21 protein-coding genes are annotated in these 22,792 nt (G+C 68.0%); 17 read left to right on the forward strand and 4 right to left on the reverse strand.

The genetic code is table 11. The annotated features are described in order from the left end of the window. Positions 1 to 55 precede the first annotated feature (55 nt). From DW307_RS01145 to DW307_RS01160, 4 genes are all read left to right on the forward strand, one after another. A complete protein-coding gene (locus DW307_RS01145) occupies positions 56 to 493 on the forward strand; it encodes a hypothetical protein (protein ID WP_231479831.1) in 438 nt (145 codons plus the stop codon). Next, a complete protein-coding gene (locus DW307_RS01150; protein ID WP_021199412.1) occupies positions 490 to 1,440 on the forward strand; it encodes a bifunctional riboflavin kinase/FAD synthetase in 951 nt (316 codons plus the stop codon). Before DW307_RS01145 ends, DW307_RS01150 begins: the two co-directional genes overlap by 4 nt. Before the next feature lie 229 nt (positions 1,441 to 1,669). Continuing rightward, positions 1,670 to 3,814 carry a DEAD/DEAH box helicase gene (locus tag DW307_RS01155; protein ID WP_136023701.1) on the forward strand — a complete coding sequence of 715 codons (2,145 nt, stop codon included), beginning with the start codon at positions 1,670 to 1,672 and terminating at the stop codon, positions 3,812 to 3,814. 203 nt (positions 3,815 to 4,017) lie between these two features. Further along, positions 4,018 to 5,046 carry a 6-phosphofructokinase gene (locus tag DW307_RS01160; protein WP_021199414.1) on the forward strand — a complete coding sequence of 343 codons (1,029 nt, stop codon included), beginning with the start codon at positions 4,018 to 4,020 and terminating at the stop codon, positions 5,044 to 5,046. A gap of 261 nt (positions 5,047 to 5,307) precedes the next feature. Here DW307_RS01160 and DW307_RS01165 read toward each other — a convergent pair whose 3' ends face one another. Beyond that, the gene (locus DW307_RS01165) at positions 5,308 to 7,407 is read right to left on the reverse strand and encodes a S9 family peptidase (RefSeq protein ID WP_136023702.1); all 2,100 of its coding nucleotides are present in this window, start codon (positions 7,405 to 7,407) and stop codon (positions 5,308 to 5,310) included. Between the two features lie 156 nt (positions 7,408 to 7,563). Between DW307_RS01165 and DW307_RS01170 the strand changes: the two genes are divergently transcribed. The 4 genes from DW307_RS01170 (at position 7,564) to DW307_RS01185 (ending at position 11,801) form a co-directional block, all read left to right on the forward strand. Then, positions 7,564 to 8,967 (forward strand): inorganic phosphate transporter, encoded by a 1,404-nt coding sequence (locus DW307_RS01170; RefSeq protein WP_021199416.1) that lies wholly within the window; start codon positions 7,564 to 7,566, stop codon positions 8,965 to 8,967. Beyond that, a complete protein-coding gene (locus tag DW307_RS01175) occupies positions 8,964 to 9,299 on the forward strand; it encodes a hypothetical protein (RefSeq protein WP_021199417.1) in 336 nt (111 codons plus the stop codon). Before DW307_RS01170 ends, DW307_RS01175 begins: the two co-directional genes overlap by 4 nt. Before the next feature lie 59 nt (positions 9,300 to 9,358). Next, positions 9,359 to 10,279, forward strand: a complete 921-nt coding sequence (locus DW307_RS01180; protein WP_136023703.1) for a phosphodiesterase — start codon at positions 9,359 to 9,361, stop codon at positions 10,277 to 10,279. A 61-nt stretch (positions 10,280 to 10,340) separates the two neighbouring features. After that, complete coding sequence (locus DW307_RS01185) at positions 10,341 to 11,801, forward strand: aspartate ammonia-lyase (RefSeq protein WP_136023704.1); 1,461 nt, start codon at positions 10,341 to 10,343, stop codon at positions 11,799 to 11,801. A 65-nt stretch (positions 11,802 to 11,866) separates the two neighbouring features. On the opposite strand, the gene DW307_RS01190 is transcribed toward DW307_RS01185, so the two are convergent. Further along, positions 11,867 to 12,736, reverse strand: coding sequence for a fumarylacetoacetate hydrolase family protein (locus DW307_RS01190; RefSeq protein WP_021198596.1), 870 nt, complete (start codon positions 12,734 to 12,736; stop codon positions 11,867 to 11,869). Between the two features lie 88 nt (positions 12,737 to 12,824). Here DW307_RS01190 and DW307_RS01195 point away from each other — a divergent pair, with 88 nt between their 5' ends. From DW307_RS01195 to DW307_RS01210, 4 genes are all read left to right on the forward strand, one after another. Then, entirely contained in the window at positions 12,825 to 14,177 is a 1,353-nt protein-coding gene (locus DW307_RS01195) for a PrsW family intramembrane metalloprotease (protein WP_240750434.1), read from the forward strand. 46 nt (positions 14,178 to 14,223) lie between these two features. After that, positions 14,224 to 14,904: an alpha/beta fold hydrolase gene (locus DW307_RS01200; RefSeq protein WP_136023705.1), complete on the forward strand. Its 681-nt coding sequence runs from the start codon at positions 14,224 to 14,226 to the stop codon at positions 14,902 to 14,904. A 219-nt stretch (positions 14,905 to 15,123) separates the two neighbouring features. Further along, positions 15,124 to 15,492, forward strand: a complete 369-nt coding sequence (locus tag DW307_RS01205; protein ID WP_021198599.1) for an FKBP-type peptidyl-prolyl cis-trans isomerase — start codon at positions 15,124 to 15,126, stop codon at positions 15,490 to 15,492. 181 nt (positions 15,493 to 15,673) lie between these two features. Further along, a complete protein-coding gene (locus DW307_RS01210) occupies positions 15,674 to 16,228 on the forward strand; it encodes a YceI family protein (protein ID WP_029265550.1) in 555 nt (184 codons plus the stop codon). Between the two features lie 33 nt (positions 16,229 to 16,261). Here the strand turns inward: DW307_RS01210 and DW307_RS01215 are convergent, their stop codons facing one another. Then, entirely contained in the window at positions 16,262 to 17,554 is a 1,293-nt protein-coding gene (locus tag DW307_RS01215; protein WP_136023706.1) for an MFS transporter, read from the reverse strand. Between the two features lie 186 nt (positions 17,555 to 17,740). Between DW307_RS01215 and rpsO the strand changes: the two genes are divergently transcribed. The 3 genes from rpsO to DW307_RS01230 all read left to right on the forward strand — a co-directional run bounded on the left by rpsO (position 17,741) and on the right by DW307_RS01230 (position 19,357). Continuing rightward, complete coding sequence (gene rpsO / locus DW307_RS01220; RefSeq protein ID WP_017830938.1) at positions 17,741 to 18,010, forward strand: 30S ribosomal protein S15; 270 nt, start codon at positions 17,741 to 17,743, stop codon at positions 18,008 to 18,010. 155 nt (positions 18,011 to 18,165) lie between these two features. Next, positions 18,166 to 19,035: a hypothetical protein gene (locus DW307_RS01225; RefSeq protein WP_136023707.1), complete on the forward strand. Its 870-nt coding sequence runs from the start codon at positions 18,166 to 18,168 to the stop codon at positions 19,033 to 19,035. Then, positions 19,028 to 19,357: a transcriptional regulator gene (locus DW307_RS01230; protein WP_021198603.1), complete on the forward strand. Its 330-nt coding sequence runs from the start codon at positions 19,028 to 19,030 to the stop codon at positions 19,355 to 19,357. The genes DW307_RS01225 and DW307_RS01230 overlap by 8 nt, the downstream gene beginning before the upstream one ends. A gap of 8 nt (positions 19,358 to 19,365) precedes the next feature. Here DW307_RS01230 and DW307_RS01235 read toward each other — a convergent pair whose 3' ends face one another. Then, positions 19,366 to 20,370: an isopenicillin N synthase family dioxygenase gene (locus DW307_RS01235; protein WP_029258995.1), complete on the reverse strand. Its 1,005-nt coding sequence runs from the start codon at positions 20,368 to 20,370 to the stop codon at positions 19,366 to 19,368. A 150-nt stretch (positions 20,371 to 20,520) separates the two neighbouring features. On the opposite strand from DW307_RS01235, the gene efeU reads away from it, so the two are divergent. Together efeU and efeO are read left to right on the forward strand one after the other, a co-directional pair. After that, positions 20,521 to 21,465 (forward strand): iron uptake transporter permease EfeU, encoded by a 945-nt coding sequence (gene efeU / locus DW307_RS01240; protein WP_029265548.1) that lies wholly within the window; start codon positions 20,521 to 20,523, stop codon positions 21,463 to 21,465. Then, complete coding sequence (gene efeO, locus DW307_RS01245; protein ID WP_136023708.1) at positions 21,462 to 22,694, forward strand: iron uptake system protein EfeO; 1,233 nt, start codon at positions 21,462 to 21,464, stop codon at positions 22,692 to 22,694. Before efeU ends, efeO begins: the two co-directional genes overlap by 4 nt. The last annotated feature ends 98 nt before the right edge of the window (positions 22,695 to 22,792 follow it).

A 22,792-nucleotide genomic window follows, 5' to 3' on the forward strand; every position in this document is an offset into this window, starting at 1 on the left:
CGAGAGGCCTGCGCGGAGACCGGCCGTCTTCCGCGGCTCTAGGATGGAATGCGCTATGAGCTCCACCGCCCCCTCCTCTCGGATGACCGGAATCGGTCGTGTCCTCGTGATCGTCTACGCCGTCATGGCGCTGGCCGCCACGGGACGCAGCTTCGTGCAGATCGTCCGTCGGTTCGACGAGGCGCCGCTCGCGTACTCGCTCTCCGCACTCGCCGCGCTCGTGTACATCCTGGCCACGCTCGCCCTCGTCCTGGCTCGTCGTCGCGGCTGGTACACCGTCGCCTGGATCGCGATCGTCTTCGAGCTCACCGGCGTGCTCGTCGTCGGGTTGCTGAGCATTCTGCTGCCCGAGCTGTTCCAGCATGAGACCGTGTGGTCGCTGTTCGGGCGGGGCTACCTGTTCATCCCGCTGGTCCTCCCGATCTTCGGCATCTGGTGGCTGCGCACGCATCGCCCCGCCGAAGTCGCGCGCCCTGTCGAGGTCGACGCGTGATCATCTTCCGAAGCCCGGATGAGGTGCCGGACGACTTCGGCCCGAGCGCGGTCGCCATCGGCAAGTTCGATGGGGTCCACGCCGGCCACCGCGCTGTGATCGCGCGCCTCGAGGAGGCGGCTGCTGCCACCGAGAGCCGATCGGTCGCGGTCACGTTCGATCGGAACCCGTTGGCCGTCATCCGCCCGGATCGCTGCCCCGAGAACGTCGTCACGGTCGACCGCAAGCTCGAGCTCCTCGGTGAGCTCGGGCTCGACGCGACGCTGGTGCTCACGTTCGACGAGGAACTCGCGGCCCGCAGCGCGGAGGATTTCGTCGTCGATATCCTCGTGGGAGCCCTCCAGGTGTCGACGGTCCTGGTCGGGCAGGACTTCCGGTTCGGGAACAGGGGAGCGGGGACGCCGGAGCTGCTGCGCGAACTCGGACCCCGCTACGGCTTCTCGGTCGAGGTCGTCGATGACGTCTACCTTCCGGGTTCTTCGCGGCGCGTGTCGTCGAGCTGGATCCGCGAACTGTTGATGGAGGGCGATGTCGCGACAGCCGCGACCGTTCTCGGGCGGTACCCGGATGTGCGCGGCGAGGTCGTGCACGGGCTCAAGCGCGGGCGGGAGCTGGGCTTCCCCACCGCGAATCTCTCGACCATCGTCGATGCCTTCGTTCCGGCGGACGGCGTCTATGCCGGGTGGCTCGTCGACCACGACACCGGCATCCGGCACCCTTCGGCCATCTCGGTCGGGACCAACCCCACGTTCGACGATGTCCTCGTGCGCCAGGTCGAGGCCCACGTGCTGGGCGAGACCGGCCTCGACCTCTACGGGCACGACGTCACGGTCGAGTTCGTCGACAGACTGCGGGGCATGGTGGCCTTCGAGGGCATCGACAAGCTGATGGAGCAGATGGGTGCCGACGTGAACGATGCCGCACGGGCCCTCGGACTGACGTCGTAGCGCGCGACCCGTTCGGCGGTTCGAATGGGCGGCTCGGCGTGGGCGATCGCGTCCACGCGGGCACGATGACATAGAATGGACATCGGCTCCCGCCGAACTTCGCGAATCTCGCGATCCCCGACGGGAAGAAGATCCACTGTTCGTACGGTCCTGGCTCACGCCACACGCGGACAACGAGAACGGCCCATGGCTTCCTGGGGAAGCCGGAGCCTTCACGCTCAGGAGGAGCATGCCGACTACGGCAACCGCCGCCACGCGGCGCAAGAAGACGTCCCGTCGTGACGACGAGGCACCCCTCATCCCGATCCTCGCGCGCAAGGTGCGCGAGATCGAGGCCAAGTCGCAGCGAGGGAAGCTCGGCCCCACGAATCGGGTGAAGTTCCAGGTGATCGCCTTCCTGGTGCGCGAAGAGCGCGCGCGTGTGAAGGCGGATGCCGAGATCGGTGATCCTGCTCGCGCCGAGCTGTTGAAGCGGCTCGACGGCGTCGCCACGATCCTCGCGAAGACGGCTGCGCGCGACACCTCGCTCATCCAGCTGCTGGAGGCCGACCAGGCGACATCGCCGGTGGCGAAGCGCATGCGCCGCGACTGGCTGCTCGAATCCGGCGCCGACCTCGCCCCGGAAGAGCTCATTATCGCCGACGCGGCACCGGTGCAGATCTCCACGATCCCGGCGGCGATCGCCGAGCGACAGGTCACCCCGCCGTCCGTCGAAGCTCGACAACTGGCCAATCCCTTCCTCGCTCCCGACCTGACGCCTCGACCGAGCGCCACGCCGCGACGCCGCCTCGACGGCTGGGAGCTCATGGGGCCGCTGTACAAGGCCTTCGAGACCGGAGCCGGCGGATCCGCCGCGTCCATGGATCTGCCTCCGGCGCCGGAGTTCGACCACATCTCGCCCAAGGGCCTCGAGGTCATGGTGCACCAGTCCCGGTTCCTCGAAGCCGTGAAGGCGGGGCACCGCAGCTTCCTCCTCGCCGATGAGCCCGGACTCGGCAAGACCGCGCAATCAGTGCTTGCCGCTTCCGTGGCGGGCGCGTACCCGCTGCTCGTCGTCGTCCCCAACGTCGTGAAGATGAACTGGGCGCGCGAGGTCGAGCGCTGGACTCCACAGCGTCGTGCCACGGTGATCCAGGGTGACGGCGACGACATCGATGCGTTCGCCGACGTGTTCATCGTGAACTACGAGATCCTCGATCGGCACATGTCCTGGCTCGCCTCGATCGGGCTGCGCGGCATGGTCGTCGACGAGGCGCACTTCATCAAGAATCTCTCCTCGCAGCGTTCCCAGAACGTGCTGTCGTTGGCCGCCCAGGTGCGCGAGCGCACTCCCGGGCACGACCCCCTGATGCTCGCCCTCACGGGTACGCCGCTGATCAACGACGTGGAGGACTTCGACGCGATCTGGCGCTTCCTCGGCTGGACCACCGGTGAGAAGCCGGGGCCCGAGCTCATGGAAAAGCTCGATGCGACCGGATTCACCCCGGCGGACAAGGCCTTCTATCCGGAAGCGCGCGACGCGGTGATCTCGATGGGCATCGTCCGCCGCAAGAAGAAGGACGTCGCAGCCGACCTGCCCGACAAGCTGATCGCCGATCTGCCGGTGCAGCTCGACGACGAGTTCGGGCGCAGCATCCGCCAGGCCGAGCGCGAGCTGGGGGAGCGCCTCGCCGCTCGCTACCGCCGCATCATCGAGGCCCGCGGCGACCGTGGACTCGCACCCGGAGAGATCGACGACGACATCGTGCGGCTGGTCGCCCAGAACGAGCTCGAGGAGTCGAAGGCCGCCGGCACCGGGGGAGACAATGTCTTCACCATGGTCCGGCGCATCGGTCAGGCCAAGGCGCCACTGGCTGCCGACTACGCCGCTCAGCTGCAGCGTTCGGTCGGCAAGGTCGTGTTCTTCGCGAAGCACATCGACGTCATGGACCAGGCCGAGGCGCACTTCGCCGCCGCCGGCATCCGTTCGGTCTCGATCCGTGGGGACCAGACGTCCACGACCCGCCAGCAGGCGATCGACGACTTCAACGGCGACCCCGAGGTCGGCATCGCCGTCTGCTCTCTCACCGCTGCCGGCGTGGGACTCAACCTGCAGGCGGCGTCGAACGTCGTCCTCGCCGAGCTGTCGTGGACGGCAGCCGAGCAGACGCAGGCGATCGACCGCGTGCACCGCATCGGGCAGGACGAGCCGGTGACGGCGTGGCGGATCATCGCCGCGCACACCATCGACACCAAGATCGCCGAGCTGATCGACCAGAAGCAGGGACTCGCGGCACGCGCCCTCGACGGGGAAGCGGTCGAGGAGTCGGCCGGGGAGCCGGTGCAGCTGGCGGCGCTCATGCACCTGCTGCGACAGGCGCTGGGCGGGGCGTAAGCCTCAAGATCGGCTGTTCTTAACGCGGGATCTGGCGCGAAAGCCGGCGCTGGCGGGAAGTTCATCGATATCGGCGAATCGCCTTGTCAAGATCGGCGTTTTTCGTCGAGCCCGAATGGCGCCCGGGCACGCAGGGGCGCTAGTGTCGATCGAAGGCAGCGTCGCCTGTTCCCCCCATCTCCCGAACGTCTGAAGGCACCAGCATGAAGATCGGCATCCTGACGAGCGGCGGCGACTGCCCCGGCCTCAACGCGGTCATCCGCGGCATCGTGCTCAAGGGCACGACCTCATACGACCTGGAGTTCGTCGGCATCCGCGACGGCTGGCGCGGACTCGTCGACGGTGACTTCATGCCTCTCACCCGGCACGAGGTGAAGGGACTGTCGAAGGTGGGCGGCACGATCCTCGGCACCAGCCGCACGAACCCGTATGAGGGCGAGCGCGGGGGAGCCGAGAACATCGCCAAGACCCTCTACGGGCACAAGATCGACGGCATCATCGCGATCGGCGGTGAAGGCACGCTCGCAGCCGCCGACCGCCTCGCCAAGGATGGCATCAAGGTGATCGGCGTCCCCAAGACGATCGACAACGACCTGCAGGCGACGGACTATTCGTTCGGCTTCGACACAGCCGTGAACATCGCCACGGACGCGATGGATCGCCTCCGCACGACCGGTGACTCCCACCAGCGCTGCATGGTCGCCGAGGTCATGGGTCGGCATGTCGGCTGGATCGCCCTGCACGCCGGAATGGCCGCCGGTGCGCACGTCATCTGCATCCCCGAGGTACCGATGTCGATCGACGACATCACGGAGCTCGTGACCAGCGCCCACGACCGCGGTCGCGCGCCCCTGGTCGTCGTCTCCGAGGGGTTCAAGCTCCTCGGGATGGACGAGGCATACAGCGACAAGGGGCTCGACGCCTTCAATCGACCGCGCCTCGGCGGTATCGGCGATCAGCTCGCCCCCGAGATCGAGCGCATCACCGGCATCGAGACGCGTGCGACGATCCTCGGCCACATCCAGCGCGGTGGATCGCCGTCGGCCTTCGACCGCGTTCTCGCCACGCGCCTGGGGCTGCATGCGGCGGACGCGATCGTGGACGGCGCATGGGGACAGATGGTCGCCATGCAGGGCACCGACATCGTGCGGGTGCCGTTCGCCGATGCGCTCGGCGAACTGAACACCGTCCCGCGCTACCGCTACGACGAGGCTGCGGCGCTCTTCGGCTGAGTCCGAGAGCGATCGGATCCATCACGCCGAATCAGGCGACCTCGCGGAATCAGGCGACTTCTCCTCCCGCGTGCCTGATGCGGCGTGTTCGCCTGATCTCGCGTGCTCTATGTCGCGCGTCGAATCGCGCCCGGGTCGCGCGGTGAAACAGCCGCGGGTTCTCAGGTGTGCGTCTTGTGCCGGTGCAGAACCTGGACTGTTCTGACGTGATCGCCTGATGTGGCGCCCACGAACGGGCGCTCACACCAGGAGGTCCGGCGCTCAGGCGTCGGCGAGGCCGAGCGTCTCGAGGATCCAGGCGAGTTCGAAGGCCCGCTCCTTCCAAGAGTTGTAGCGCCCGCTCACGCCGCCGTGCCCGGCGACCATCTCGCACTTGAGGAGCACGTCCTTCGCCCCGGCTTCGCGTAGACGGGCGACCCACTTCGCGGGCTCCACGTAGAGCACACGGGTGTCGTTCAGGGATGTGACGGCGAGGATCCGCGGGTACTCGACGCCGTCTCGGACATTCTCGTACGGGCTGTACGACTTCATGTAGGCGTAGACATCCGGGTCGTGGAGGGGGTCGCCCCATTCGTCCCACTCGATCACGGTCAGCGGCAGCGACGGGTCGAGGATCGTGGTCAGGGCGTCCACGAAAGGCACCCCGGCGAGGATGCCGGCGAAGAGCCCGGGCGCGAGGTTCGTCACCGCCCCCATCAGCAGGCCCCCGGCGCTGCCGCCCTCGGCCACCATGAGACTCGGTACCGTGACCCCGGTCTCGACCAGGTGCTCGCCGCAGGAGACGAAGTCCGTGAAGGTGTTGCGCTTGTGGAGGAGCTTGCCGTCCTCGTACCACTGTCGCCCCATCTCTCCTCCTCCGCGGACGTGCGCCACCGCGAAGATCACACCCCTGTCCAGCTCGGAGAGGCGTGCGACCGAGAAGCCGGGATCGATGGAGTGCTCGTACGAGCCGTACCCGTACAGGTGCACCGGCCGTGCCTCGTCCCCGGGTTCGCCGAACGAGCGCTTCCAGACGAGCGAGATCGGCACGCGGACGCCGTCCGCAGCGGTCGCCCACTCACGCCTCTGCCCGTAGTCGGCGGGGTCGTATCCACCCAGCACCGGCACCTGCTTGCGCAGCACGAGCTCGCGGGTCGCGAGGTCGAGGTCGTACACGGTCCCCGGCGTCACGAACGACGTGTATCCCAGGCGCAGGAACGGGGAGTGCCATTCGGGGTTCCCGCTCACTCCGGCGGAGTAGAGCGGCTCGTCGAAGGCCAGCTCGTCGACGACATCCGTCTCGTAGTCGAGCAGGCCGACGCGTTCGAGTCCTTCGCTGCGGTACTCCACGGTGGCGAAGTCGCGGAACGCGTCCACACCCAGCAGGCGTCTGCCCTGTTCGTGCGCCACCACCACGTGCCGCGATCCCCGGGGGTCCGCGGCGGCGACCGACACGAGCTCGAAGTCGAGGGCTCCGTCGTTGTGCAGCACGAGCAACCGGTCCTCGCCGCCCACGACCGCGTGCTCGACGGAATACTCGACGCCTTCGCGACGCGGCCAGACCAGCTGCGGCTCAGCGGTGAGCTCGCCGGTCAGATCGACGAGGTACTCCTCGCTCGTGATGCTCGAGCCGACCGCGATGACCAGATACCGGCGGCTGCGGGTGATCCCTGCCCCGAGCCAGAACTTCTCGTCCGGCTCGTGGAAGAGCCGCACGTCGTCCGACACCGGCGTGCCGAGGCGGTGCAGCCACAGGGTGTCGGGGCGCCACGCCTCGTCACGGGTCGTGTAGAGCACCCCGGTGCCGTCGGGCGTGAAGAAGGCGCCGCCCGTGTTCGGGATCTCGTCGTCGAGCGTGGTGCCCGTGGCGAGGTCGCGCACGTGCACGGTGTAGAGCTCGTCACCCTCGAAATCGGTGGACCAGAGCAGCTTCGTGGCGTCGTCAGACGTGTCGAAAGCGCCGAGCGAGAAGAAGTCGTGTCCTTCCGATTCGACATTGCCGTCGAGGAGCACGATCTCTCCCGGAACCGCGACTCCTGGCTCGAGACGCGGGGGAGTCCAGTCTTCCGGGGCGGCAGCGGCGCGGCAGTGGATGCCGTACTGGGCCCCCTCCTCGCTGCGGCTGTAGTACCACCAGTCCCCTCGGCGAGTGGGGACGGACAGGTCCGTCTCCTGGACACGGCCCTTGATCTCCTGGAAGAGTCTCTCGCGCAGATCGGCGAGGTGCGCCGTCTCGGCGTCTGTGTGGGCGTTCTCCGCTTCGAGGTGGGAGATGACCTCGGCGGATTCCTTGGCACGAAGCCATTCGTAGGGATCCTCGAAGGTGTCACCGTGATGGGTGCGGAGGGTCGAGCGGCGGTCGGCGGCAGGGGCGTCAGTCACCGTCTCACGCTATCCCAGGTCGAGTTGACCGGCACGGGGGAGGGTGGGAGAATTCACCGGGGCCGGTTAACGGAAGTCAAACCCACGGTGAACTCTTCGTTCGTCACGTCGATCTCGTCGACATCTCCTTCTTCCTCAAACGACCGAAAGCGAACGGTGGAAACCGCAGCCCTCATCGTCGTGCTTGTCATCGCGCTGGCACTCTTCTTCGACTTCACCAACGGCTTTCACGACACGGCGAATGCCATGGCGACGCCGATCGCCACCGGCGCGCTGAAGCCCAAGACCGCCGTCCTCCTCGCCGCAGTGCTGAACCTCGTCGGCGCCTTCCTGTCCACCGAGGTCTCCAAGACCATCTCGGGCGGCATCATCCGCGAGGATGCGATCATCTCCGCGGGAGCCGATCTGTTCCTCTCGTTGATCTTCGCCGGTCTCATCGGCGCGATCACCTGGAACATGCTCACATGGCTCCTGGGGCTGCCTTCGAGCTCGTCGCACGCGCTCTTCGGCGGACTCATCGGCGCCACTCTGGTCGGTGCGGGGATCGGGGGCATCGACTTCGGCATGGTGCTCTCGAAGATCGTGCTCCCCGCCCTGATCGCCCCTGTCACGGCAGGGCTGATCGCGTTCGCCGCGACGAAGATCGCCTACTCGGTCACCCGTCGCTACGACGGGAAGCCCGACGGCCGCGACGGCTTCCGATGGGGCCAGATCTTCACGTCGTCCCTCGTCGCGCTCGCCCATGGGACCAACGATGCGCAGAAGACGATGGGAGTGATCACCCTCGCGATGATCACGATCGGCTGGCAGTCCGGCGCCCATCACGAGCCCGAGCTGTGGGTCATCGTCGCGTGTGCCTTCACCATCGCCCTCGGCACCTACCTCGGCGGATGGCGCATCATCCGCACCCTCGGCAAGGGGCTGACCGACGTCAAGCCCGCGCAGGGCTTCGCTGCGGAGAGCTCGACCGCGGCCACCATCCTCGCCTCCAGCGCCCTCGGCTTCGCCCTCTCCACCACGCAGGTCGCGTCCGGTTCGGTTATCGGCTCGGGCCTCGGCCGCCGCGGGTCCACCGTGCGCTGGCGGACCGCCGGTCGCATCGGAGTCGGCTGGCTGCTGACACTTCCCGCTGCCGGAGGCGTAGGCGCTCTCGCGGCGCTGCTGGTGGTCTGGCTGGGCAACTGGGGAGTGGCGATCGATGCCGTGATCGCCCTGGTGATCATCCTCGGCCTCTTCATGCGCTCGCGTCGCAATGCCGTCACCCCGGCGAACGCCATGAGTGACGTCGCCGAGTCCGGCAGGGCCGTCGAACTCCCCGATACGCCTCCGCCGACGCGCCGTCAGCAGCGCATCGAGCAGGCCAAGGCCGAGGCCAGGGCCCGTGCCGAGGCGCGCGAGCAGGCGAAGGCTCAGGCGAAGGCTCAGGCGAAGAAGGACGCCGAGAAGAAAGCCGAGAAGAAGAAGGCCAAGAAGGCGGAGGCCAAGGCCGGTGCCGGCTCCTCGAAGGCTGCGGCCTCGACGACGAAGCCCGACGCCGACCGGAACGGGGAGTCCGAATGAACGTCGTGATCGACTGGGTCGCCTTCCTCCAGGTGTTCGCGGCAGCCCTCATCGGCGCCGCCGCCATCGTCACGTTCTACGCGCTGGGACTCCGACTGCTCGTGCGCAGCGGGCGGGCCCCTGTGGTGAGTCCTGCAGAGTTCACGGACGCCATCACCGTGATCACGGAGAAGGAACTCAAGCGCGCCGAGAAGCAGGCGGCGAAGGCGGCACGCAAGAGCCCGCTGACCGAGGGCCAGAAGACGGTGGCCCTGGTCGGCGCTTACGGCTGTTTCGCGCTCTGCGCCGCTGCCGTGGTGAGCGGCATCCTGCTCCTCGTCGTCGGTCACTGACCTCGGAGGGCGAGCGCGGGTCGCGTCCGCCGCTGCCGGTGCGGCAATAGGCTGAGGCCATGTCCGCAGGAACCGGCAGTCCGTACGTCTTCGGCAGGCACGAGCCCGCGTCGCACGTGCTCATCCACGTCAGCGACCCGCATTTCCTCGCGGGGGGAGCGCGCCTGGGCGGACGCTACGACGTCGAGGCGAACTTCGACCGCACGCTCGACGCGATCCGCGCGGTGCATCCGCATCCGACGGCGATCGTCGTCACGGGTGACCTGGCCGACCTCGGCGAGCCCGACGCGTATCGCCGTCTGCGCGCGGCGGTCGAGCCGGTCGCGGCGGAACTCGGCGCCCCGGTGATCTGGGTGGCGGGAAACCACGACGAACGTCCGGCGCTGCGTGAGGGGCTGCTCGATCTGGCTCCGACCGAGGAGCCTGTGACCGGTGTCTGGGACCTCGAGGGTCTCCGACTCGTGGCGCTGGACACGAGTGTCCCGGGCTGGCATCACGGGGATCTCGATGACGGTCAGCTCTCCTGGCTCGCGGAGGTCCTCGCCGAGCCGGCCCCGCACGGCACCCTGCTCGCAATGCATCATCCGCCTCTTCCGAGCCACCTCCCGCTGTTCGACATCCTGGAGCTGCGACATCAGGACGAGCTCGCCGCCGTCGTCCGCGGCAGCGACGTCCGAGGCATCCTCGCCGGGCATCTGCACTACTCCTCGCACGGCACCTTCGCCGGCGTGCCGGTGAGCGTGGCATCGGCGACGTGCTACACCATGAACGTCGCGCTCCCGTCTGCCGAGGTCAACGGAATGGACGCCGCTCAGGCGTTCCAGCTCGTGCACGTGTACCCCGACACGATCACCCACACCGTGGTTCCGGTGACCGGTGCCGACACCGGCGACTACTTCTCCGAGGCCTGGCTGGAGCGCATGGCGAAGCTCGACCCGGAAGGGCGACTCGAAGCCTTCTCCCGCAAACCCGCACGCTGAGCGGCGTAGACTGAAGACATCCCCCACCCTTCTCACCCGCCACGACCCACGAGGATGTGACATGGCTTCTGCCGCGCCTACCCTGACCCGCACCGAGACCGATTCGCTCGGGAACATGGAGATTCCCGTCGACGCATACTGGGGGATCCACACCGCCCGCGCCGACGCGAACTTCCCGATCACGAAGCGGCCCATCTCGGTGTATCCCGACCTCGTGGTCGGCCTCGCGATGGTCAAGCAGGCCAGCGCCCGTGCGAACCGCGAGATCGGCGTGCTCGACCCGGAGCGGGCGGACCTGATCGACCGGGCGGCTCAGCGCGTGATCGACGGCGAGTTCCACGAGCAGTTCACGGTCGGCGTCATCCAGGGTGGAGCCGGCACGTCGACCAACATGAACGCGAACGAGGTCATCACCAACATCGCGCTCGAGATGGCGGGCCGCGAGAAGGGCGACTACGCCTTCCTTTCGCCGATCGACCACACCAACCGCAGCCAGTCCACGAACGACGTGTACCCGACCGCGGTGAAGATCGGCCTCTCGCTGACCCTGCGCTCGCTGCTCGAGGAGCTCGACCTGCTGCGGCTGTCGTTCCTGGGCAAATCGCGCGAGTTCCACGATGTGCTGAAGGTGGGGCGCACGCAGCTGCAGGACGCCGTGCCGATGACGCTGGGGCAGGAGTTCAACGGCTTCGCCACGACGCTCGGCTACGACCACACCCGTCTCACCGAGAACGCCTCGCTGATGTTCGAGATCAACATGGGCGCCACCGCGATCGGCACCGGGATCACCACCCACCCCGGTTACGCACCCGCCGTGCTCAAGCACCTGCGCGAGATCACGTCGCTCGACCTCCGCACTGCCGGTGACCTCGTCGAGGCCACCAGCGACACCGGCTCGTTCATGTCGTTCTCGTCGACTCTCAAGCGCAACGCGATGAAGCTGTCGAAGATCTGCAACGACCTCCGTCTTCTCTCGTCCGGCCCGCAGGCGGGTCTCGGCGAGATCAACCTTCCTGCCATGCAGGCGGGCTCCAGCATCATGCCCGGCAAGGTCAATCCGGTCATCCCCGAGGTCGTGAACCAGGTGGCGTTCGCCGTCGCCGGTGCGGACATGACGGTGACGATGGCGGCGGAGGCTGGACAGCTGCAGCTGAACGCCTTCGAGCCGGTCATCGCGCATTCGATCTTCCAGTCGATCACCTGGATGCGTCAGGCGATGTGGACTCTGCGAGTGAACTGCGTCGACGGCATCACCGCGAACCGCGACCGCCTCGGCGCGATGGTCGGTGCCTCGGTCGGAGTCATCACGGCGCTGACCCCGTTCATCGGCTACGCCGCGGCGGCCGCTCTCGCGAAGACCGCACTGCTGACCAACCGCAGCGTGGCCGACCTCGTGGTGGAGGCCGGTCTCATGTCGCGCGACGAGGTCGTCAAACAGCTCTCGCCGGCGCGACTTTCGGGACTCGAGACCATCACGGCCGCGATCCCGGTGATCTCACCGGAAGACCTGATCGAGATCTGATCTCACAGACGGATAGACGAAGGGGACGGATGCACCGCATCCGTCCCCTTCGTCTATCCGTGAAGTCAGTCGGTGATGCGGCAGTGGGTGGTGAGCTCGCCGATGCCGTCGATGCCCACCGTGACGGTGGACCGGTCGCGAAGGAAGATCTGCGGGTCGCGCGAGTAGCCGGCACCGCCGGGGCTGCCGGTCGAGATGAGGGTGCCGGGGAGCAGCGTGAGCGACTGCGAGAGGTGCGCGATCAGCTTCGCCACCGAGCGCACCATCTGATCGGTGCTCGCATCCTGCACGGTGTGACCGTCGACGACGGTCCAGATGTGCAGGTCCTGCGGGTCGGCGATCTCATCCGCGGTCACCGCGAACGGTCCGGTCGGGGTGAATCCGTCGAACGACTTGCAGCGTGACCACTGAGCCTCGGAGAACTGGATGTTCCTGGCGGTGATGTCGTTGACCACCGTGTATCCCCAGACGTGCGACAGCGCATCAGCCTCGGCGACGTCCTTCGCAGGCGAGCCGATGAGCACGCCGAGCTCGGCCTCGTAGTCGACGGCCTCACTCAGCGTGCGCGGCCAGGATGTGGTCTGGTCGTGTCCGGTGAGCGAGTTCGGCCAGAGCGTGAAGACGGTCGGGGCGGCATCGGTCTTGAGACCGAGCTCACTCGAGTGCGCGGCGTAGTTGAGGCCGACGGCCAGGACCGCGGGCGGAGCGAGCACGGCCGAGGCGAACGCCCATCCCGCGAGCGGATGCCGCGGCGCGGTGGTGTCCGCCAGAGCGCGGCGCAGTGCGTCGAGACCATCGTCCCCTCTCTCGATCAGCTGCTGCAGCGTGGCAGGAGGGTCGGTCAGGAGATCAGAGACGAGGACGGCGTCCGAGCCCTCCACGACGGCGAGAACCGCGAGAGGGGAGTCGGGACGGCGCAGGTGAGCGAACCGCATGCTTCTACGCTACCGGGTGGGTGCAGGTCGCCGGGTGGAGGGGGTCGCCATATCCGGGTGCCCGGCGTTGTGCCCATAAGCTTTGCCTATGAGTTCCGGAGGACCGTCCCAGCCGCAGCAGCCCTCGCCGTATGCGCCTCCGCCGGCACCGCCGTTGCCGTCGACACCGCCGCAGCAGGTACCGCCGCAGCAGGCCCCGCAGCCGGTACCGCCGCAAGCCTTCGCGCCCGCGCCGTACGCGAGCCAGGTCTCGGCGCCCGCGGCCCGCACCTCCGTCACGGGGTATGCATCGTCCCTCGCGCAGCCGACCCCCTACACGCCGCCGGCTCCCGTCGCCCCGTCACCGGCGGAGTCGCTCCCGGCGCTGCCCGTTCCGACGAGGAAAGGGCGCACGGTGTCGCTCTGGCTCTTCGGGGTGCTCGGCTTCCTCCTGATCGCCCTCGTCGGCTACTTCGTCTGGGCGCTCGGATCGTTCGCTTCCGTCGTGGGGCTGGTGCTCGCGCTCATCCCTCTGACCATCGTGTTCCTGGGCGTGCGCCTGATCGATCGGTGGGAGCCCGAGCCCAAGCGGCTGGTGGCGTTCGCCATCGCATGGGGCGCCGTCGCGGCCGTCGGGCTCACCCTTCTCGTCGACACCGCGCTGACCCTCCTGCTCGACATCCGCTCCGAGGAGTTCACCGCCGTCGTGCAGGCGCCTATCGTCGAGGAGCTCTGGAAGGGGCTCGGCGTCTTCCTCATCTTCCTGCTCGCCCGACGAGCTTTCGACGGCCCTGTCGACGGCATCGTGTACGGCGCGCTGGTCGGGGCGGGTTTCGCCTTCACCGAGAACATCCAGTACTTCGGGGTGAGCCTCATCGAGGGTGGCGGCGAGCAGCTGACCGTCACGTTCGTGGTGCGCGGGCTCTTCTCGCCCTTCGCTCATGCCATGTTCACCGCGATCACCGGCTTCGCGATCGGCCTCGTCGCTCGGCGTCACGGCTCCGCGAAGGCCGCGCTCGGTGCTGGCGCGGTGGGGGTGGTCGGGGCGATCCTGCTCCACGCCCTCTGGAACGGCTCGGCGACGTTCGCCGACTTCTTCGGTCTCTACTTCACCCTTCAGGTGCCGCTCTTCATCGGATTCATCCTGTGCATCGTCGCGTTGCGTCGTGAGGAGGCCCGACTCACCCGTGCCCGCCTCGAGGACTACGCCGCGGCCGGATGGTTCACGCCCGAGGAGGTCACCATGCTCGCCACCCCTGCCGGGCGCAAGGTCGGACTCGCCTGGGCGTCGCAGCTGCGGGGGGACCGTCGTCCGCTGATGCGCGCCTTCATCAAAGAGGCGACCGAGCTCGCCGCTGTCCGTCAGCGGGCGATCACCGGCCGCGACCCCATGGCCGTGGATGACGAGCGCGCGCTCCTGATCCGCACCAGGGCGACCAGGGCGGCCCTTCTGGCGTACTGACGCGACACGCGACGGCGTACCCTTCTCGGAGGGAAGGCGGTGGCGGATGAGCACCTTCGTCGTGATCCACGGTGGCGGAGATGTCGGATGGTCCTGGCATCTGGTCGCCGCTGAGCTGCGAGCGCGCGGGCAGGAGGTGTTCGCGCCCGACCTTCCCGCCGACGACGACACGCTCACTCTCGACGACTACGCCGACGCGGTTGCGGAGCTGGTGGGTGCGCAGGCGGGGGTGGTGGTCGTGGGTCATTCCTTCGGGGCCTTCACCGCGCCGCTGGTCGCCGAGCGCCTCTCCGCCGATCTCCTCGTCCTGATGGCGGGGATGATCCCGTCCCCGGGCGAGTCCCCGGATCAGTGGTGGGCGAACTCGGGATACGTCACGGCATCTGCCGCCCAGTCGGCGCGGGACGGCGGGTTGACCGGGAACGACGACCCCCTCGTCAGTTTCTACAACGGGGTTCCGCACGAGCTGGCAGAGGAGGCGCTCCGACGGGAGCGGGCGCATCCGTCGCAGGCGGCGATGGAGAGGCCGTGGCCTCTGGCGGCGTGGCCCGACGTGCCGACGAGATTCGTGCTGTTCGCCGACGATCGCTTCTTCCCTGCCGCATTCCTGCGCGACCTCGCCGAGACGCGCCTGGGAGTGGTCGCGGATGAGCTGCCCGGCGGACACTGCGCGATGCTGAGCCGACCGGTGGAGATCGCCGAGCTCCTCGCAGGATACGTCGAGTGAGGGGCCGGGAATCGCTCCAGGACAAGACTCAGCGCCCGGTGCTGCGGCGATGCCTGCGAGTCTCCCGGGCGCTGAGTTGATCTGTAATCAGGGTGCACCCGGCCCTGCATGAGTGTCAAGAGCTTCTTGCCGAGGTTCGCCGGCGAGGGCATGAGGTGTTCGCTGTGAGCAGGTGTGCGTGCGTTGACCGGGTCCGTCGGCCTCGGGTTTGATGGAGACATGACTGAACGCACAAAGCCTGAGTTCGAAGCCCCCAGCACTCCCGCTCCGGCGGAGCTCGTCGTCCGCGACATCATCGAGGGCGACGGCGCCGAGGCGAAGCCCGGCGACACCGTCACGGTCCACTACGCCGGCGTCGAGTTCGACTCCGGCGAGGAGTTCGACTCCTCGTGGGGCCGTGGCGAGACGATCCAGTTCCCGCTGCGCGGCCTGATCCAGGGGTGGCAGGACGGGATCCCCGGCATGAAGGTCGGCGGTCGCCGCGAGCTGATCATCCCGCCGCATCTCGCCTACGGCCCGGTCGGCGGCGGGCACTTCCTCTCCGGCAAGACGCTGATCTTCATCATCGATCTGGTCGCCGTCGGCTGACATCGGTCTCTTCCACGAGGCGTCTCTCTTCTCCGGGAGGGAGGCGCCTCGCGGCATGTGCGGGAAGAGTTTCTTCATTCAGGGGAATACATGCGAATGAATGTAAGTTGTCACAGTGGTCGCGGCGACGCGGCCCCTGTCCCTTGCCGCAGCAGCGGCTGAAGTCTCCAGAGGAGAAGCAATGACCAGCATCGACATCCCCGGCTACCGTCCCGGCACCTGGGTCCTGGACCCTTCGCACAGCGAGGTCACCTTCAGCGTGCGCCACATGATGATCTCGAAGGTGCGCGGCACCTTCGGTGTGAAGAGCGCGACCCTGATCGCTCCGGAGAACCCGTTGGACGCCAAGGTCGAGGCCACGGTCGACGTGACCTCCATCGACACCAACGACGAGGGTCGCGACGCGCACCTGCGCTCGGCGGACTTCTTCGACACCGAGAACTTCCCGACCATGGAGTTCGTCTCCACCGGTGCGCACGTCAAGGGCGACGACCTGTACGTCGACGGCGACCTCACCATCCGCGGCGTCACCAAGCCGGTCAGCTTCGAGCTCGACTTCGGCGGCTTCGGCACCGACCCCTACGGCAACTACAAGGCCGGCGCCTCTGCCAAGACCGTCATCAACCGCGAGGACTTCGGCCTCACCTGGAACGCCGCGCTCGAGACCGGCGGCGTGCTCGTCGGCAAGGATGTCACGATCAGCCTCGACCTGCAGGGCGCTCTGCAGCAGGACTGACCTCCACGGAGCATCGTCCGGACCCCGGGCCCGTCAGGGCTCGGGGTTCTCTGCGTCGTAGTCGTGGAAACGGCGGTTGCGCTGCGCGAGCGCGGCGACGAGGGCGATGACCAGCACTCCACCGAGCAGGGGAGGGAACCAGAGGGTCGTGAGCGTCGCCAGCGTGCCCGCGTACAGCGCCCCGACGCGGGGCCCGCCGGCGACCACGACGATGAACAGGCCCTGGAGGCGTCCGCGCATCGAGTCGGGTACGGCGGCCTGCATCATGGTGTTCCGGTAGATCGAGCTGACGTTGTCGGACGCACCGGACAGGGCGAGGGCGACGCAGGCGGCGACGATCAACCCGATGTGGGGAGCCGTCTCGGTCGCGGGTGACGAGAACGCGCCGACGAGCAGCACGATCCCGAACAGCAGGATCGACGCGCCATAGGCCTCCACGGCCCGGGCGATGCCGCGGCCATGCCAGCGGTACTGCACGACGCGACCGGAGAACAGGCTCGACGCGAAGGTGCCCACCGCCACCGCGGCGGTGAGGATGCCGGTCGTGAGCGCTCCGCCGCCCAGCAGCACCGTGCCGAGCGCGGGGAAGAGGACGAGCGGCTGCCCGAACGTCATCGCGATGATGTCGATGATGTACTGCATCCGGATGTTGCCTGCTCTGCGGAGGAAGCGCCAGCCGTCCACCAGCGACTCGAGGCCGGGGCGGACGATCTCTCCCTCCGGCCGCAGCGCCGGGAGCGTCCACAGTCCCAGGAACATCGACAGCATGAGCACGACGTCGATCGTGTACGTCCAGCCGTAGCCGGCGAGGGCGACGAGGAGGCCCGCCAGCGCGGGTCCGGCCATGACCGTCAGCCCGAAGGCCACACCGTTCAGCGCGGATGCTGCGGCGAGCTTCTCACGGGGGATGAGCCGCGGCACTATCGCCGTGCGCGTGGCCATGCCCACCGAATTGGCGGCGGAGTTGATCATGCTCAGCGCATACAGCCACCAGATGGTCTCCATACCCGTCCAGGTGAGAGCCGCGAGCAGGGCGGTGGAGACGAAAGTGATGGTCGCCGCGATCAGTGCCACCCGGCGTCGGTCGAACGCATCGGCGAGCATGCCGCCGTACAGGCCGGCGAGGATCATCGGCACGAGTCCGGCCACGGCGATCATCGAGACCGCGAAGGTGTTCTGCGTCAGGGCGAACACGTGCAGCATCACCGTGACGATGGTGAGCTGGCCGCCGATGCCGGCGAGTGTCGACCCGATCCACATCCGGGCGAACGCCGGACTGGACTTCAAGGGGGAGAGGTCGATCAGATGACCGCGGCGGGCGCTCACTCCTCGAACTTCTTCTGCACGTTTCGAGACTAGTTGACCCTGACGGACTCGCTCCGCCGCCGGTGTCACCGAGGGCGGTTGTCGGCTGGTAGACTCGTCAGGTTGCCGTTTGATCGGCCGCGGATAAAGAGAGCCCACGTATCAGGCGTCGGGCGCCGCGCAACAAGCAGAGAGGGGATCGAATCTATGGCACTGGAAGCAGACGTCAAGAAGGCGATCATCGAAGAGTACGCGACGCACCCCGGTGACACCGGATCCCCCGAGGTGCAGGTCGCAATGCTGACGCAGCGCATCAAGGACCTCACCGAGCACCTCAAGGAGCACAAGCACGACCACCACTCGCGTCGTGGGCTGTTCCTGCTCGTCGGTCAGCGCCGTCGTCTTCTCGGCTACCTCCAGGACATCGACATCGCGCGCTACCGCTCGCTGATCGAGCGTCTCGGACTCCGCCGCTAAGGCACTGCGATCCTGCGTTCAATCGCGCAGAACATTCTTGAGAAGGCCGCCCCACGGTGTGGGGCGGCCTTCGTCATGTCCGAGGGTTGATTCCCCACTCGCTTTCCGATAGGAAAGTAGAGAGCTTTCCACAAGGAAAGTGGGGGAGGCCCGACATGCAGCAGAAGCCGATTCCCGGTCACGACGCTCTCGTGCCGCCGGATGCCGACATCGCGCGCCGGTATCTGGCCGCAGCGGACGCGGTGGTGGAGCGCCGAGGCCGCGCCGTCGACCGACGTGCGCTCGCCGGGCTCCAGATCGCCAATGCGGTGATCACGGCCGGGTATCTCGTCGCGTTCGCGCTCATCCTCCGGCAGAGCGATGTCCACGCCTCCCAGGTGATCCTGTTCACCTTTCTGGTGTGGGGGCAGCTGGCGAGCGGGATGGCGCAACGCAATGGGATGCAGTGGCGCTGGAGCGCTTCCCGGTGGCCGCTCATCCTCGGCGAAGTCGTGGTTCTCGTCGGCGCTGTCGTCGTTTTCGGTCTCGTCGCGTTGGATCCCGGTCTCCCGGTCGGCGTCGTGCTGATCCCCGCGGGCATAGTCCTGGTGGGTATCGGCGGTTACGGCGTGCTCCAGCTGTTCCGCGCGGCCGGAGATGCGCGGTCCCCGCGGCCTCCGCGGGTCACCCTGCCCGCTCCGATCCGATGGGGGACCCTGCTCGTCGGCGTCGCTCTCGGCGTGCTGACCATGCTCGCGGGGGCGCCGGACGATGTGCTGCGCAGCGTGATCAGCCTGCTGGTGATGCTGGTTCTCCTCGCCTGGATCGTCGCCTTCAACACACCCGTCGGGCTTCCCGCCATCGGTGCTTCCTGGCGGTGGCCGCATGTGGCGGCATTCTTGCTCGCGGCAGGCATACCTGTGGCTCTCGTGCTGGGGGGAGGAGGGGGCAGCGCATCGGGGCTCGCCGGTGTCGTCGGAGGTGTCGTCGTGATCGTGCTCTTCGTCCTGGTGTCGTTCGTTCCGGGGCGGGAGGGTCGTGGCTGAGGCGGGGTTCCGGCCGCACCCGCGCACGCAGCTGGACGATAACTTCGCCTCACCGATCCGGTTCTCGTTGATGGCCGCGCTCGGCGACGGCATGGAGTTCGACTTCCCGGCGCTCCGCGACATCCTCCAATGTGGTGATTCGCCGCTGAGCAAGGCGATCGCACACCTGCAGACCGCGGAATACGTGCTCGCGCGCAAGGGCGTCGTCGGGGGTCGCACGCGCACGTGGGTGCGTTCGACAAAGGCGGGCCGCGATGCTTTCGCGGCCCACCTCCAGGCGCTCCGGCAGATCGTCGCTCTCGGCGGCGGGCAGGAGTTGTGACCCGTGCGTCAGGCGGGCGCGTTCACGAGGTCGGCGTGGTGGATCGCGGCGACATCCGGGTGGGCGCGCAAGCGTGACTTGAGGGCGTTCTCGCCGTAGAGCGCGTGGATGGGATTGCTCGGGTCATCGGTCACCCCGTTCGCTTCGGCGGCCAGCTCCTCGGGCAGCTCGATCAGGGGCAGCCGCTTGTCGAGCGCGGGGTTGAAGAAGAACGGGATCGAGATCCGCTCGTCCGGTGCCTGCGGCGAGACCACGCGGTGGTTCGTCGCTTTGAGGTACCCGCCCGTCGCGTACTCCAGCAGCTCGCCGATGTTCACGACGAAAGCTCCGGGCACCGGGGGAGCGTCGACCCACGTGCCGTCGCGTTCGACCTGCAGACCGCCCTTGCCCGGCTCCACCCAGAGGAGGGTGAGCACGCCCGAGTCCTTGTGCGCACCGACGCCCTGCTGAGGCTCAGGTTCGTGCGTTCCGGGATAGCGGACGATCTTGATGAGGGTCGACGGCTCGCCGAAGTGCTCGTCGAAGTAGGACTCGTCGGCGCCGAGGGTCTGGGCCCAGGCGCGCAGCAGTTTGCGAGCGACCTCGGACAGGGTCTCGTGCCACTCGGCCACGACATCCTGCAGCTCGGGCTGCGCCGACGGCCAGAGGTTCGGCCCGATGAGGCGGTTGAAGGCGGGGCCGTCGTCGACGGGTTCGCGCTCGGGGCCGATGTCGATCTGCTCGCGCCAGTCGACCTTCCCCTGGGTGCGTTCTCCGCCGATGCGCGTGTAGCCGCGGAAGTGCGGGCTGTTCACGTTCTCGATGGCCAGCTTGTCCTCTTCGGGGAGGGCGAAGAAGTCCAGGGCGGCCCGGTGGAGCCGTGCCTCGAGCGCGGGGGAGATCCCGGTGCCGGTGAGGTAGAAGAAGCCGACATCGTGGGTCGCCGCCCGCAGGTCGTCGCGGAATCGTGCCGCGGCCTCGGGGCTTTCGTCGAGCTGGGAGAGGTCGAGAATGGGGAGCGAGAGTTCAGCCATGGACCGAGGCTACGTCGCGTCGACCGGGGTGGGATCCTGTGTTGCGCTCCGTTACTTCCGTCCCTCGTGTGCGGTGGAGGTCGATCTCGGTGCTAGAGTCTCCTCGGTAAGGGCTGCCTTACCTCAGTCACCGCCAGAGAGTGTTCTTCCGTGCTCGCCACTTTTCTCATCGGGCTCCGCGAGGGCCTCGAAGCCGCACTCGTCGTCGGCATCCTCGTCGCCTACCTCCGTCGTCTCGGACGGCAGGACGCTCTCCCGAAGATGTGGGCGGGCGTCGGACTCGCGATCGCACTGGCTCTCGGCATCGGCGCGGTGCTCACCTTCGGGGCCTACGAACTCACGTTCCAGGCGCAGGAGCTGATCGGTGGCGGCCTGTCGCTGCTCGCCGTCGCGATGGTGACCTGGATGATCTTCTGGATGCAGCGGGCCGGGCGCAGCATGAAGGCGACGCTGGAGGGTGGCATCGACCGCGCCCTCACCGCCGGCGGCCTGTGGGCGCTCATCGCGATCGGCTTCGTGTCCGTCGCCCGAGAGGGCATCGAGACGACGCTGCTGCTGTGGTCGATGGTCCAGTCTTTCGGCGACGCACCCTCGGCGCTGATGGGCGCCCTGCTCGGGCTCCTCACGGCCGTGGTCGTCGGATGGCTGATCTCCCGCGGTGCGCTGCGACTCGATCTGCGTCGCTTCTTCGCCTGGACCGGCGGGTTCCTCGTGATCGTCGCGGCCGGCGTGCTCGCCTACGCGCTGATGGATCTGCAGGAGGCCGGTGTGCTTCCCGGGCCGTTCACCGCGCTGGCACCGATCGATGCAGTGACCGGCGGCGTGGCTGTCGGATGGGCCGCCTTCCCGTTCGGGTGGGCGTTCGACGTCTCGGCGACGATCGCTCCCGGTGGCCCCCTCGCATCGATTCTGCAGGCGACGGTCGGCTTCATGCCCGCGATGACCTGGATGCAGGTCGTCGCCTGGGTCGCGTACATCTCCGTCGTCGGATGGCTCTACGTCCGCGGACTCCGCTCGAAGCGCCCGTCGAAGCCGCAGGACCCGACGGAGCCCTCGTCTGAATCTCCCTCCCTCTCACCACAAGGAGCAGCATGACCACCTCGCACCGGATCCTGGGGGCGCTGGCAGCCACCGGCGCCGCGGTTCTCGTCCTGAGCGGCTGCGTCGCGAAGAGCGACGCCGGAGCCACCGCGGCCTTCGACGTCTCCTCGACCGATAGCGACTGCGCGGTCTCCGCGGCGACCGCGAAGAGCGGGACCCTGACCTTCAACGTCAAGAACGACACCGCTCAGGTCACGGAGTTCTACCTCCTCGCAGAGGACGGCCTCCGGATCGTCGGCGAGGTCGAGAACATCGCGCCGGCCGCCTCGCGCACGCTCACGGTCGTCGCACAGCCCGGTGACTACTTCACTCTCTGCAAGCCGGGGATGATCGGCGATGGCGTGGGGAAGACCGCGTTCACCGTGACCGGGGATCGCGTCGCGGTGGAAGGTCCAGACGCCGAGCAGAAGCAGAAGGCCGTCGACCTCTACGGTGCGTTCGTGAAGGACCAGGTCGGGCAGCTCGTCCCCGCAGTCGAGGACTTCGTCGCCGCCTACGAGTCCGGTGACGACGAGACCGCGCGCACGCTCTTCCCGCAGACCCGCGCGTTCTACGAGCGCATCGAGCCGGTCGCCGAGGCGCTGGGTGACCTCGACCCGCGCATCGACTATCGCGAGGTCGATGCCGTCGCCGAAGGACTGGACTGGACGGGCTTCCACCGCATCGAGAAGGACCTGTGGGTTCCGGCGCAGGACGCGCTGAACGCCGACGGGGAGACCCCCGCGTGGCAGGACTGGGCGCCGTCCACGCCGGAGGAGCGCGCCGACTACGGCGATCTGCTGCTCGCCGACGTGCAGGAGCTCTACGACTACGTGCACTCCGACGACTTCACCACCGCCCTCGACGACCAGGGCATCGGCGGCATCTCGAACGGCGCCATCGCGCTGCTCGACGAGGTCGCGACCGGGAAGATCTCCGGGGAGGAGGACTGGTGGTCCGGGACCGACCTCTACGACTTCGCCGCGAACGTCGAAGGGTCGAAGATGGCGTTCTCGCTCGTGCAGGACTTCGCCGTCGCGCAGGGCGACGAGGGGAAGGCTCTGGTCGCGGAGATCGAGTCGGGTTACACCGCGCTCGAGGAATCTCTCGCGGCTCACGGCTCGCTGGCCGACGGCTTCGTGGGCTACTCGCAACTGACCGAGGCCGACAAGCGCGAGTTCACCGACCTGATCAACGCTCTGGCCGAGCCGCTCTCGCAGCTCACCAGCACGGTCCTCGACTGATCAGCCGCACGCTACGGGATACCATCACGGACGTGAACGAACCAGAAGCGGATGCCGCACCCGAAGAGTCATCGACGGGCGCGGCGTCCGCTCCTGCC

The organism is Microbacterium sp. K27 (assembly GCF_004794435.1).
GTDB lineage: Bacteria > Actinomycetota > Actinomycetes > Actinomycetales > Microbacteriaceae > Microbacterium > Microbacterium maritypicum_A.